13 protein-coding genes are annotated in these 13,679 nt (G+C 49.8%); 6 read left to right on the plus strand and 7 right to left on the minus strand.

What is annotated here, in order from left to right; genetic code table 11:
• Positions 1-13 precede the first annotated feature (13 nt).
• Positions 14-412: an acyl-CoA thioesterase gene (locus NV375_RS05055; protein WP_126771089.1), complete on the plus strand. Its 399-nt coding sequence runs from the start codon at positions 14-16 to the stop codon at positions 410-412.
• A gap of 38 nt (positions 413-450) precedes the next feature.
• Here NV375_RS05055 and NV375_RS05060 read toward each other — a convergent pair whose 3' ends face one another.
• On the minus strand, positions 451-1,980 hold the full coding sequence (locus tag NV375_RS05060) for a leucyl aminopeptidase family protein (RefSeq protein ID WP_258807191.1): 1,530 nt from the start codon (positions 1,978-1,980) through the stop codon (positions 451-453).
• Between the two features lie 22 nt (positions 1,981-2,002).
• On the minus strand, positions 2,003-3,382 hold the full coding sequence (cysS, locus tag NV375_RS05065) for a cysteine--tRNA ligase (protein ID WP_258807192.1): 1,380 nt from the start codon (positions 3,380-3,382) through the stop codon (positions 2,003-2,005).
• 123 nt (positions 3,383-3,505) lie between these two features.
• On the opposite strand from cysS, the gene NV375_RS05070 reads away from it, so the two are divergent.
• Both NV375_RS05070 and lpxH read left to right on the plus strand, forming a co-directional pair.
• A complete protein-coding gene (locus NV375_RS05070; RefSeq protein WP_258807193.1) occupies positions 3,506-4,006 on the plus strand; it encodes a peptidylprolyl isomerase in 501 nt (166 codons plus the stop codon).
• A gap of 14 nt (positions 4,007-4,020) precedes the next feature.
• Complete coding sequence (gene lpxH, locus NV375_RS05075) at positions 4,021-4,773, plus strand: UDP-2,3-diacylglucosamine diphosphatase (RefSeq protein WP_258807194.1); 753 nt, start codon at positions 4,021-4,023, stop codon at positions 4,771-4,773.
• On the opposite strand, the gene NV375_RS05080 is transcribed toward lpxH, so the two are convergent.
• Complete coding sequence (locus NV375_RS05080; protein WP_258807195.1) at positions 4,730-5,512, minus strand: tRNA isopentenyl-2-thiomethyl-A-37 hydroxylase MiaE; 783 nt, start codon at positions 5,510-5,512, stop codon at positions 4,730-4,732. The genes lpxH and NV375_RS05080 overlap by 44 nt on opposite strands.
• Before the next feature lie 254 nt (positions 5,513-5,766).
• Between NV375_RS05080 and NV375_RS05085 the strand changes: the two genes are divergently transcribed.
• Together NV375_RS05085 and NV375_RS05090 are read left to right on the plus strand one after the other, a co-directional pair.
• Entirely contained in the window at positions 5,767-6,363 is a 597-nt protein-coding gene (locus NV375_RS05085; RefSeq protein ID WP_258807196.1) for a Yip1 family protein, read from the plus strand.
• A 151-nt stretch (positions 6,364-6,514) separates the two neighbouring features.
• The gene (locus tag NV375_RS05090; RefSeq protein WP_258807197.1) at positions 6,515-7,813 is read left to right on the plus strand and encodes a dicarboxylate/amino acid:cation symporter; all 1,299 of its coding nucleotides are present in this window, start codon (positions 6,515-6,517) and stop codon (positions 7,811-7,813) included.
• A 28-nt stretch (positions 7,814-7,841) separates the two neighbouring features.
• Here NV375_RS05090 and NV375_RS05095 read toward each other — a convergent pair whose 3' ends face one another.
• The 4 genes from NV375_RS05095 to NV375_RS05110 all read right to left on the minus strand — a co-directional run bounded on the left by NV375_RS05095 (position 7,842) and on the right by NV375_RS05110 (position 12,652).
• The gene (locus NV375_RS05095) at positions 7,842-8,555 is read right to left on the minus strand and encodes a hypothetical protein (protein WP_258807198.1); all 714 of its coding nucleotides are present in this window, start codon (positions 8,553-8,555) and stop codon (positions 7,842-7,844) included.
• Between the two features lie 21 nt (positions 8,556-8,576).
• Complete coding sequence (smrA, locus tag NV375_RS05100) at positions 8,577-9,161, minus strand: DNA endonuclease SmrA (RefSeq protein ID WP_258807199.1); 585 nt, start codon at positions 9,159-9,161, stop codon at positions 8,577-8,579.
• Positions 9,162-9,173: 12 nt separating this feature from the next.
• A complete protein-coding gene (gene sohB, locus NV375_RS05105) occupies positions 9,174-10,175 on the minus strand; it encodes a protease SohB (protein ID WP_258807200.1) in 1,002 nt (333 codons plus the stop codon).
• An 86-nt stretch (positions 10,176-10,261) separates the two neighbouring features.
• On the minus strand, positions 10,262-12,652 hold the full coding sequence (locus tag NV375_RS05110; RefSeq protein WP_258807201.1) for a VolA/Pla-1 family phospholipase: 2,391 nt from the start codon (positions 12,650-12,652) through the stop codon (positions 10,262-10,264).
• Positions 12,653-12,904: 252 nt separating this feature from the next.
• Between NV375_RS05110 and NV375_RS05115 the strand changes: the two genes are divergently transcribed.
• A complete protein-coding gene (locus NV375_RS05115) occupies positions 12,905-13,642 on the plus strand; it encodes a YciK family oxidoreductase (protein WP_405035616.1) in 738 nt (245 codons plus the stop codon).
• Positions 13,643-13,679 lie beyond the last annotated feature (37 nt).

A 13,679-nucleotide genomic window follows, 5' to 3' on the forward strand; every position in this document is an offset into this window, starting at 1 on the left:
AGGAGTGAAACTGATGCGCTTTTTATCTCGCCGTTTGGTCATGCCGAATGATCTGAACTTTGCTGGCTCGTTATTTGGTGGCCGAATTCTCGAATGGATTGACGAAGAGGCTTACATCTTCGCTGCTTGCCAGCTCGACGCCAAAAGCCTCGTTACCAAACATATCGGCGCAATTAGTTTCGAAACGTCAGCCTACCAAGGCGATGTTGTGGAATTTGGTTTAGGTGTAAAAAAAGCCGGTCGCACGTCGGTTACCTTAACCTGTGTGGTACGTAATAAGCAGACCAAACAAAATATCTGCGTTGCAGATGACATCGTGTTTGTCCATATCGACCCAGCCACACGAGCACCGCAACCTCATGGCAAAACCCTTGCCGAACTCGAGTCCATTAAAATAGAAACGCCGGAATAAATCCGGCGTTTTTTCTTTCTGGCGTGCTTGCCGTGTTTTTACTTGTGCAAATAGGCACCGGCAAAACAGGTCACTGGCGTACCACTTGGTTTACCATGCTGCCAATCACCACCTTCCACGCCACTGCCAGCAATATCAACGTGAACGTAAGGTAATGGATGGTCACTGTCATTGCCATGGTGATCGAGACCCGAGGCAATCGCTAAAAAGGCCATCGGGAATTGATGCCCACGCTTGGTGCTTACCGATGGACCATTATTGCTCGACAACACGTCATCTGACTTCGTCCGCGGCGCAACAAAACTGAAATCCTCGCGGCGTGACCAGCTTACTTCCGCTGGGTCACCATACACTTCGCCAGCTTCCCACAGCTTGTCATGCAAACCTACAGCACGAGCGGGACCATTCGGTACGAGCGCCGTGTAAGGTCCTTTGGCCAAAGCCGCATGCCCCGTCAATGTCGCCACACTGAACAGTTGCGGACGTGGATAGTTGCCTGCCTGCACACGCAAGTGCGAGAGCAAATCAGCCAACACCAAACGACCTTCCGCATCCGTGTTACCAATACGCACACGCACACCGCTGTGCGCCTTGATAATCTCATCTGCGACAAAGGCTTCGGCGCCAATACTGTTACGCACCACGCCTAGCTCAGCCACCACACTCACGGTGTCTGGGCGCATTTCCGCGACTGTTTTCATAAACCCAGCGACGCCTGCAGCACCACCTTTGTCACGACTCATACCGGCCATGTGACCACCGGTTTTAAGATCGGCACCGCCAGTATCGTACACAATCCCTTTACCAGCGAACATGAGGGTTTGCTCAGCTGCTGGCGCATCATACTCAAGGCGAACGACGCATGGCCAGTGGCGCTCGACACCTAATGACGCACGGCCCACTGCCATTAACAGTGGATACTCGTGTTGCAACTGCTGAATGTCATCAATCACCGTAACTTTGACGGGTGTATGGGCAAACGCTTGTTGGCAATACTCAGCAAAACGCGGCGGCGCCATGCGCTCCGGCTCGGTACCACACAGGTCACGCGCGACCCGCTTACCCGCTTCAACCGCACTCAACCAATCGGCGTCAAGCGTTCCCACTACGCCAACGTTAGTGATGGTCTCAATCGTCTCTTCACCAAGCGCCTCGCGTGCTTCAAGTGGTTCATACAGCGCTTGGCATAACCCCCAATAGGCCACTGCTTCAGCTTGGCCGTAACGAGCGTCATCTTGCGTACCAAACACCACTAACAGCGGCTGTTTTACACCAGCTTGCTGAGCAATGCGCGCGCCTGCCGCTGCAGCATCGGCAATATTGCGTACGTCATCGTAATCACGGGTTAACGGTCCCGTTGGCGCCGCAATCAAACGGCCACCAAAGACATCGGCAGCCAGTAACAACGGCTGCTTACCGACACGTTGATCAGATTGCGCCGCTTGCGCAACAAAGTCGGCAAACTCAGGCGGGAGGTTTTGCGCAAAATCGCCAACCAAAATCACTGCATCATAATCACTGTGTGCAGCGCTGTAACTTTCAACTACTTCAACTGTTGGAAATGCCATAGCTATCCTCGTTGTGGTCAGTTTAGACACGACGCCAGCGGGTGCCTTGCGGCGTGTCTTCAAGTTCAATACCTAGTGCGGTCAATTGGTCACGCGCCGCATCGGCAGCCGCCCAATCTTTTGCCGCGCGGGCGTCATTGCGTTGTTGTATCAAAGCTTCGATTGCCGCGGCATCGATATCGTCGCCAGCACCACTTTGTAAAAAGGCTTCCGGCACTTGTTGCAACAAACCGAGAATGCCGCCTAAGTGACGCAACGTTGCCGCATGCCGCGCTGCTAGGCTGTCCTCGTCGGCACGATGGATTTCACGGGCCAAGTCATACAGCACAGGCAAGGCTTCAGGTACATTAAAATCATCATCCATAGCCGCCGCAAAACGCTCTTGAAAAGGCGCTGCTAATTGCTCATCGAGAGCAACTTCAGGAATGTCGCGCAAGGCAGTATACAGGCGTTCCAGGCCAGCCCGAGCCTGATCTAAATTGTCGGTGGAATAATTTAACTGTGAACGATAGTGGCTCGAAAGCAAGAAAAACCGGACCGTCTCGGCATCGTATTCCGCCAAAACATCACGAATCGTAAAAAAGTTACCCAACGACTTCGACATTTTGACCGCATCAACCTGCACCATGCCGCTATGCATCCAGTAATTCACATAGTCGTGATCATTGGCACAGCAACTTTGTGCTACTTCGTTTTCATGATGGGGAAAAATCAAATCCGAGCCACCGCCATGAATATCAAAATTTTCACCAAGATGGCGTTTGTTCATCGCCGAACACTCAATATGCCAGCCTGGACGACCTTCCCCCCACGGCGAAGGCCAGCTTGGCTCGCCTGCTTTGGCGCGCTTCCACAGCACAAAATCAAGCGGATCCGTTTTATTCTGTGCCACATCAACCCGCGCACCCGACTGCAATTGCTCCAAGTTTTGACGACTTAATTTGCCGTAGTTCGCGAAGGTGCTTACATCAAAAAGCACATCACCGTCAGCGGCCACATAAGCATGGCCGCGCGCGATTAAGGTCTCGATCATAGTGATAATGTCACCCATATGGCCGGTCACCGTGGGTTCAATGTCAGGACGTACCAAGTTCAGTGCGTCAAAGTCATCGTGCATCGCCTTAGTAAAGCGTGCAGTAACAGCGTCAATCGTTTCATTATTCTCGTTAGCACGATTGATAATTTTGTCGTCAACATCGGTAATATTACGCACATAGGTAACTTTGTAGCCTTTTGAGCGCAAATAGCGCACCACCACGTCGAAAGCTACGTAGGTGCGGGCATGACCAATGTGACAGTAATCGTAAATCGTTACCCCACAAACATACAGCTTCACCTCACCAGGGGTGATCGGCTGAAATACTTCCTTACGACGGCGCAGGGTATCAAAAATGGTCAACATGCGATTTACGACTCCAACTTGTTAGCTTCTTGAACTGATTATGATACCGCATGCTGTAGCCTTCTCACAAACAGTGCTAAACTGTCGCAAATTTTTCGCTAAAACATCAATGGAGTTCGTCCCATGCATGTAACTTTGCATACCAATCATGGTGCTATCAAACTTGAATTGTACTCAGAACAAGCACCTAAGACTGTTGAAAACTTTTTGCGTTACGTTCGTGAAGGCTTTTACGCTGAAACCTTATTTCACCGCGTGATTAAAGGCTTCATGATCCAAGGTGGTGGTTTTAATCTTGAAATGGTGCAAAAGAGCACGCACGACGCCATCGAAAACGAAGCGGATAACGGCCTGAAGAACCTGAAAGGGACTATCGCAATGGCTCGTACGCAAGATCCACACTCTGCCACCAGCCAATTCTTTATCAACGTTGCCGACAACGAATTCCTTAACTTCAAGAACGAAAGCGTCGGTGGTTGGGGGTATTGCGTGTTTGGTAAAGTCGTCGAAGGTATGGACGTGGTTGATGAAATCGCACAAGTTTACACCACCCAAGCTGGCTTCCATCAAGACGTGCCGAAAGATGATGTGATCATCGAAAAAGCGACGGTTGAAGGCGAGTAAGGACAACTCGCTGCATGGCCACTTGGTTCGTTTCTGATCTGCATTTAAGCCCTGCGCGGCCCGATATCGCTCATCTGTTTTTTGACTTTTTGCGCGACACGGCCCGCAGTGCTGACGCTCTGTATATTTTGGGTGACTTATTTGATGCTTGGATCGGTGACGATGATACCAGTGCCTTTGCGGCGCAGGTGCAAGATGAACTGCGCCGTTTTACTGACCACGGTATTCCCACCTACTTCGTAGCCGGCAATCGCGACTTTTTGATTGGCCGCCGCTTTGCTGAACGTACTGGGGTAAAGTTACTGACCGACCCCTACGTGATTAACCTCTATACAACCCCTACGCTCATCTTACACGGTGATTTGCTCTGTACCGATGACCATAGCTATCAACGCTTCCGACGTTGGATTCGCAAACCTTGGTTAACCAAGTTATTGCTCGCTTTGCCATTGTCAGTGCGCATGCGCATTGCCAATAAACTGCGTGCGACAAGCAAAACGCAACAACCATTGAGCGAAGAGCAACTGGCGATTATGGATGCGAATACGACAACAGTCGCTGACTACTTTGCGCGCTATAACGTGCCACAAATGATTCACGGCCATACCCATCGCCCCGCGGTACATCAACATCGCGTCGATGGCACCACAGCAACACGCATTGTGTTAGGTGATTGGTATACGCAGGGCAGTATGCTTAAAGTGACGCACGAAGCGCATAACCTTATGCAGCAACCGCTCCCTGCGGCAGACCGCTGTGAAACTTAAAATCTGCGTCGGGTGCTAGAATAAGCTCGGCTTCGCGCTCGCCAAAAAACGCAATCCGCGCACTGATGTCTGCGCCGGCAATCTGTTCGGCTAAGGTAAGATAATCCTGATAGTGCCGCGCTTCAGAACGCAACAGTGACACATAGAACTCACTCAGTTGCGTAGGCAGCAACGGTGCTAATTTAGCAAAACGCTCACAGGAACGCGCTTCGATGTATGCCCCGCAAATCAACTTATCAATCAGCGTCGCCGGTTCATGGGTCCGGACATGACGCATTAACTCTTTGGCATAGCGACTTGAAGTTACCTTGTCGTAAGTCACCCCGCAGTGCTCTGCTACTTCGAGAACCTGATAAAAATGATGCAACTCTTCTTTGATTAACAGCACCATCTTATCAATAAGTTCCGCACTATAGGGCTTATCAGAGCGCGGTATCATTTTCTTCTGTAACCGATTGTGCTGCGGCAACGTGCGCCAATCGCCAATGAGACGATAGGTATAGTCTTCATAGGGCGCTAACCAAGCCAACAGCGCATCACCACTGGCCTGATCCACCGCGTAACGGCGAATTAATAACATTGCACTTTGTGCGGCTTTTAGCTCACAAACCATGTGATCACGCAACAAGACCGGCAAATTCTCAGTTTTTTGCGCTTCAGCTAGCCATTCATCAGGCGTCTCGCATTGTAAAAAACGACGAATAGGTTCTAGCAAAGGTTTGATTTGAGCTGCATTCATCAGAGAAACCGCGGATTAAGATTAAAAAGTAGGGCGTAATACGAATAACATCAAGGCCGCGTAGTGTACTCATAAACTTGCGTGGTTGTCACTGAAAAAGCCTTGACACTGTTGAAAATCCGACCAATATAGATGTTAAGTCGGAGCTAAAAATCGACGTTAAACGCACCAAAGAAGTGCGTAAACAAAACGATAATGAATGCAGTTATAACAATAATAATAGTCTATACAACAACGAGAAGTAGAGGTTCACCATGATTTTGAATCACATTTGGGGACTGTACGCACACCCTCGCGAAGAGTGGAAGAGTATTGACGAGCGGCACGAAAGTTTGCCTTATGCGCTAAGTCACATTCTTCTTATCGCGCTTATTCCGTGTGCGGCGGCCTATTATGCATCAGCTCATCTGGGTTGGAGTATTGGTGCGCGAGAGGCCACATTCTTAACGCAAACCAGCGCACTATCAATGAGCGTTGCCATGTACGTCGGTATCATCGCGGCCACCTTCGCCTTGGCCTATCTGATCCACTGGATGGCAAAAACCTTCGGCGCATCGCCAACGTTCACACAATCCGTTGAACTTGCCGCGTACACGGCAACTCCGGTCATTATGTCTGGCGTCGCTGCACTTTATCCAGAATTGTGGTTTGTAACGATGGCGTTCTTAGCGGGAATCGCTTATTCAGTGTACTTGCTCTATTCCGGTGTACCTATTCTGATGCATATTCCAGAAGAACGCGGCTTTATTTATGCGAGTTCGGTGGTCACCGCTGGGCTTATCTTGCTGGTGATCTTAATGGTAGGTTCAGCAATTGTATGGACCAATGGCTTTGGTCCGCAATACATGTAATTTTAGTAAACCAAAGCAGAGCCGACCGCGGGAGTCTTCCTTGGTCGGCTTTTTTTATGGTTTTGTCGCAGGAATGCAGAGAGTACTAAAATCGTCTGCGCTTTTCTGGTAGGCTTGGCCAGTTCATTATTTTCAACTCTCAGGAAAATGTATGCGTGATAATAAAAAAAAGCTTAGCTTAACAACGCGTATCGTCATCGGTATGTTCGCGGGCATCCTCGTTGGCTTTCTACTTAAACTGCTGTTCCCGGAAAGTGTTTTAGTCGAAGGCTACCTGACCAAAGGTTTATTCCACGTTGTCGGTCAGATCTTTATTAGTTCGCTGCAAATGTTGGTGGTCCCGTTAGTCTTTGTGTCGTTGGTGTTGGGTACCTGTTCAATTAGCGACCCGAGTACCTTGGGTAGATTGGGCGGCAAAGCCGTAAGTCTATACATGGTGACCACCGCAGTCGCAATTACCTTTGCCATTTTTGCTGCGGTGTTGATTCAACCAGGCGCTGGCGTTGAGATACAATCTGACGCAACCTTTGAACCTTCACAAGCACCTTCGCTTGCCCAAGTCATTATCGATCTGTTCCCGAAAAACCCGTTTTCGGCAATGGCCGACGGCAACATGTTGCAGATCATCGTATTTGCCCTGTTGTTCGGCATCTCAATGGCGCTTATCGGTAAGTCTGGCGAGCGCTTGAAAGGCGTCTTTGATGATTTTAACGAAGTCATCATGAAGCTCGTCGTGATTTTGATGAACTTGGCACCTTACGGCGTGTTTGCGCTCATGGCCAAGCTCTTTAGCGAAACTCAGTTCGAGACCATTTTCAGTCTTGGTAAATACTTCTTACTGGTCTTCTTTGTCTTGATCTTACATGGCGTTGTGACCTACTCGGTGATCCTCAAGACGATGACCGGTCTGAGCCCATGGATGTTCTTGAAGAAAATGCGTGAGGTACAAATCTTCGGTTTCACCATCTCAAGTAGTAACGCCACCATTCCAGTTACTCTCGAGACCGTCACCAAACGCCTTGGTGTTAGTAACAAGGTCGGCTCCTTCACGGTTCCGCTTGGCGCTACCATCAACATGGATGGTACTGCCATCATGCAAGGTGTGGCGACGGTATTTATCGCCCAAGTCTACCTCGTCGACTTGAGCATTGCTGATTACGCAATGGTAGTCCTCACTGCGACGTTAGCGAGTATCGGTACTGCCGGTGTCCCAGGCGTTGGTTTAATCATGTTGGCAATGGTGCTTGGCCAAGTAGGCCTTCCAGTCGAGGGGATTGGTTTGATCATTGGTGTTGACCGCTTACTGGATATGACGCGCACAGCCGTCAACGTAACCGGCGATGCCATGGTCAGTTTGATTGTTGCGAAAAGTGAAGGTGAGCTTGATCAAAGCGTCTTCAATGATGAGCAAGCCGATCTAAAAGAACGTGATGTTAGCGAGCAGCTGTAAAGCTCGCTAATCTCTCTGTAGGGGCGTTTTAGAGCGCCCCTATACCTGCTCCTAACTCGCGCCAGAAAAACCTTGTCAGACCCTGCATATCAACCGTCATTGTGTCGGTGTCGCCACGCAATGCCTGTTGAATCAGTTGCTCCAATAGTGGACCTAAAACACCGTTAACCCACTCATTTGTCGTTTGCGCACTATTGAGTGGTGGTAAACGTAGTCGTTTCAGCTTAACACTCACCAGTGGCTGGCCTTGATCGAACAAGTTCACCACCACATCCTCAAGTTCAACTCGGTTCACCTGCCATAAAATCTGTTCACTGGCGCGCTGGACTGGCAATTGGCTTTTTACTTTCTCAACCAAGGTATGCAAGTTGGACTGCCCTTCGGCAAAGTAAGCAATGGTGAGTTGCGCATTTTGAATTGTCGCACTATCGAGCTGCAGCTGATCCTGTTGCTGGGTCAGCCAATCGCCAGTTAAGCGAATACGCTCAGCCCAAAGGAGCTGATTCAATCCCGCATCAAGCTCGGCGACTCGGGTGGCAACACCAATATCCGTCGCCAGAAGCTCCGCAGTTAAGGTATTGAGTTCAAAAGAGTCGTAGCTAAACGTTGCATCGTAACGCTGATCGACGCGCTCTGTCAGTTGTTCAGCGACACGCTCCGATAGTGTTTGTTCTGGAACGGCTTCAGCACAGCCTGAGACACTCATTAACAATGCCATAGCGCTTAATCTAACTAACTTCATCTACTCTGGACCTATGTTGGTTTAGCGTTTTTGATGGCGCTCGCGATTTTCGTGCTTCTGCTCCGCATTTTTGCGCAGCATGACGTACACGGAACCGGCCCCGCCATGGTGACGTTGGGCACTATTGAAGGCCATCACGGGTTCGAGCTGTTTTAACCACTTCACCACATAACTTTTTAATAGTGCCGGATGTGGTTTCGAATGCCGTCCCATACCATGTACCACAATGGCAGATCGCACGCCACGCCGATGACATAACTGGATGAAATCAAACAAAGCTTCGCGCGCTTGACGCAAACTGTGGTGGTGCAAGTCTAGACTCGCTTCAATACCGTAATCGCCTCGTTTCAAACGCTTAAACACGCCATGCTGTACCCCATCACGGCGAAATTCAACGAGCTCCTCCGGTTCAACCAAGTCCACGAACTCCATCGACAGGTAGTTGATATCATCCTCTAGCTGGCGTTCAGCAGCTTGCCGTCGCGCCTCTTGCGCTGCGCTAGGCTTGCGCTTTTTAACGGGCACGACATCATTATTTTCGATGGGCTTTACATCGGCCATTTGCTGACGGAATTCAGCAAACTCGTCTGAAAAATCGTCACGCATCACAACTCCCATTTACGATTTACTAAGAAACTCCCGAATACTCATCAATACGGCGGTGACGTTTTTTCCGATCCGTTCACCTAATGGGCGCTTCTCGTGATAGCTCACCTGCACAATGGTTTGATCCTTAGCGCGCTCAAGTAACCAAGAGTCACTCGTTGAAATCGCATCAACCAAGGCAAATTCCTTCGCTTGCTGCGCCGTCCAGTATTCCCCTGTCGCAACTTTTTCAAGATCTACCTGCGGACGATATTGACCAATATGCTGTTTAAATTGAGCATGAATGTTTTCTAAGTCTTCCTTGAACTTACGTCGACCTGCATCGGTATTTTCACCAAATAATGAAAGCGTGCGCTTGTAATCGCCGGCTGTCACCTGTTCAAAATCAACGTCATGTTTCTTTAACCAGCGATGAAAATTAGGTAGCTGAGCGACAACACCAATCGAGCCAATAATAGCAAACGGCGCAGCAACAATTTCATCAGCTACAGCGGCCATCATATAACCTCCGCTGGCTGCTACTTTATCGACACTCACAACGAGTTTAAGTTCAGCGGTACGTAAACGTTGCAGTTGAGCAGCAGCTAGGCCGTACCCATGCACTACTCCACCGGGGCTCTCAAGACGCATAAAGACTGTATCTTCAGCTTTTGCAGCGCCGATAATTGCACTCACTTCACGGCGTAAGTGGTCAACCTCATGCGCATCCACACTGCCCTTGAAGTCAATCACAAATACGCGCTTTGCGTCTTCTTTACTCTCTTTGCTTTGCGCTTTCTCGCTTTTTTTCTCGTCCTTTTGCGCCTGTTTGAGTTGCTTTTTATTCAGTAATTCGTGCTCGATGGCTTGCGCCATTTTTCGAAACTGCTTCGATAAGTTGCGCACTTGCAACTCACCTGAATGCTTGCGCTGACGCTGTGCGGCGTTGGCGATGATGCCGACCATTAAGCCAAAGGCCAAAATAATAATGGCTGCCTTGATCACAAAGTCTGCGATTTCTAAAAGAAATTCCATAGTGTCCTCATGCTCTTATTTCACAATGGCAATAAAAAAGGGCCGACGAGCGGCCCTTTGAAACTCATCTGTAAGCAGTATACAGGTTATTGCTGAATCACTGCAGGATTGCTTACCGGAATTGCCGTTGCATTGGTGCTAAACCAACCTGCCGCTTGCAACTGCATTTCCATCGTCGCTGCTGCCGAGGCGCTTGGATCGACAATCGAACCATGACTACCTTCGATAAAGCGAACTGCACCCGAAATCTTCGAACCATCAGTGCTTGCAGTTGTTTGCGTGATGGTCGGTAATTCAAGTGCCGAGATCAACGGTTCTGTACCGGCCAAAGGTTTGCCTTCAACCGCATTCGGAATAACTTGGTCCGGTAAGAACTCAGCGCCATTACCAATCACTTCGATCAAGTGAATCGGGCTGTCGTTACCAACCGCCTGCGCTGCGTAGTTAATCGGGTCCGCAGAGTCAATCACCGACTGCGCAGCAAAGGCAAACTGCTCAAACACACCGTTAATCTGTGCTTGCTCAGCAGCACTTAAGCCTGACCAGAACTGCGTATAAACCTGCACCAACAAACCTTGGAACTCTGGCGAGCTAGGTGAGATGCCAGCCTGTTGCGCAGCGCCATTCACGGCAGCGGCAAAATCGGCATTCGCAGCATAAAGAAGTTGACCTTTGATGACTGGGCCAAATGAGTTCGATGCTAACAAGAAGTTGGCAACACTCGCACCCGGCGCCATCAATGAGCTTGCATTAACTTTAAACAGAGCCGATGCCGGAGCAAGCTGACCACTCATCGGTTCGTTTGCCATAGCGGTAAAGCCTGTACCAGCAATCGCACCAAGCGAATGCCCCACAAAGAAAACGTTTTGACCATTGAGCGGAGCGCCTTGCGCAGCATTGAGACTTAACCGTAAACCGAGCAAATCAGAGATTGACTGGCGCAAGTTATCTCGAGCAGTCAACAAACTACCAAGATTCATGTAAGCAGTCGGGCTTCCCGTCGTTGCGTTAATCGGACCAAAACCACGATCGCCATGCAGCGGATGGTCAATTGCCACTGTTGCGAAACCCATCACCGCTAGCGTTCCGGCAATACCAAACGCATTGGTCTTCTCACCAGTAATACCATGCTGGAAGATCACCACCGGCCAACCATTTGCGGGTTCGCTCAATGGGTCTAGACCTTGTGCAGCGCGTACCATGTTTGCCATGTTCACGTCTGGCACGGTAACTACTGCTGGAATGTCCATCGCAGTAGTGGTTGCAGGAACAGGGTTGTATTTGGTCAAGTGACGTTCTTCGTCAATGCCTGGGAAGTCATAACAGTTGTATGGTGGTAGCAAGCGTGAAGGATCTTCAAACGCCATCGGGTCGATCGCTTCTGCTGGTAGCGCTCCCGCGCCTACAGCACCAAGAATCGATGCAGGGCTATCACACATTGCTTGCCAGCGACCATTCAACGGTGCTTGCTGATCTTCAGCTGTAGGCACTGGTAGGTAATAAGGCAAGGTAACTTGACCTTGGTACAATACTGCCGAAGAGGCAGCTAAATATGCAGGGTCTTGTGGGTTGGCTTGCAAGCGACCTGCAGCGACTAACGCATCACCGACCGTCATCCCTGTCGGTTGCGCCATTAATGCAGGGCCAGCGCCAGACGAGAACTGCTGTGCCATCAAGCCTTTAATTGCACCAAATACGTCATTAACTGACTGGGTAGTAAAGCTTGATACGTAGATGATATCTTCTTTCGCAACACCAAATGCATCCAGTGCTGCCTCGTGACTATTAATCAAACGCTGTAAGCCAACACCAGACGCATCGCCTGATACTGGATCGGTATCCGCATCACGCTTCATGAGACCGTAGGTCTGAGACGGACGAACATCGCGGCCAAGTTCATCTTGGATGTTGCTGGTCAAAACCGCCGCATAACCCGTTTTAGCCTTCAGTGGCTTCAGAGGAATGACAGCAACGCCATCAGGTCCTGTAGCACGAACAATAAAGTCAACACCATGCGTCAACTCGCCAGCGACGGCACAAGTTGCCGCAGGACTAGCCGCAGCACACTCAGGACTTACCGCTGAACCGCCCATAATCGTTTCAAAAACCCGCACACTGCCAGCAGCTTCAAGGGAAGCCGCGTCAACAGCGATTTTGTTACCATTTTCATCTTCTGGCAACGAGAAACTAAAGGTCATCGTTGAGTGCGTACCCCAGCCGTCAAGGCCGTTTAGCGCTACTTGTGGATTTGCATTGTCGGTAGGATCTGCGACTGGAATGTTCAACGTTCCATCGACACTACCACTTAAAAGAATATTTGAAGGCACCGGCACTGCGCCGTTGCTTGGGTCAAACACTACCCGTGTAGCGTTGACTTGAAAATCGACTGTTTCGCTTTGTGGCGCTTCGTCACCACTGCCACAACCGGCTAGGGTAAAGGCGCTGGTAATCGCCGTTGCAAGCAAGAGTTTTTTCATGAGGCTTCCCCAATCCTTGTTCGTGTTGTTATGTTTTGAGCACCTACGGATGCTTTTGTTTATCTTGCCTATCATCGCTTTTTCTAACTGGTAGGACAAGAGACACACTTAACAAAATTTTATACACCGCTGCGGCCCAAGTTGAAAGTATTTTTCAAGATTTTCTCGGCAACAGCTGAGAATCTAGATAAAAACCAGTAAACTTGAGCCAATCATTCATTTAACGAGTAGTGTAAGCCGAAAATGAGCAAAATGCATAACGACAACGTAGCAGACTACAGCCTCGAAGGGAAAGTGATCTTAGTGACGGGGGCTGGCGATGGTATTGGTAAAGAAGCCGCTCTCACCTTTGCTAAAGCCGGCGCAACCGTCATCTTGTTAGGCCGCACCGTCAGTAAATTAGAAGCGGTGTATGATGACATCATTGCCGCGGGTGGCGCCGAGCCAGCGATTGTGCCACTCGACCTTAAAGGCGCAACATTCACCCACTACCAAGGGCTGTGTGCAACTATTGTCGAACAGTTTGGTCATCTTGACGGGCTCTTACACAACGCTAGTTTGCTTGGCGTACTCTCGCCGTTCGAGCACATCGATCATGGCAATTGGCATGATTTGATGCAGGTGAACGTTACTGCGCAATTCCTGATGACCCAAGCACTCATGCCAGCATTGAAGAAAGCTGAGCATGCCAGCATTGTCTTTACCTCCTCAGGTGTTGGCCGCAAAGGTCGTGCATTCTGGGGCCCCTACTCGGTGAGTAAATTTGCCACCGAAGGATTGGCGCAAGTTATGGCCGACGAATACGAAGGTAGCAACATTCGTATCAACGTCATCAACCCAGGTGCCACTCGCACCTCGATGCGGGCACGGGCCTACCCTGCAGAAGACCGAAGTAAATTGAAAACGCCCGCCGAGATCATGCCGACCTATCTGTATTTAATGAGCGACGCTAGCCTTGACGTCAATGGCCAATCACTAGACGCGCAGTAACCTACGAACACGCCGCTTGAAAAGTTGGCGTGTTTTC

This window comes from Pseudidiomarina sp. CB1 (assembly GCF_024752025.1).
In the GTDB taxonomy this organism is placed as follows: Bacteria; Pseudomonadota; Gammaproteobacteria; order Enterobacterales; family Alteromonadaceae; genus Pseudidiomarina.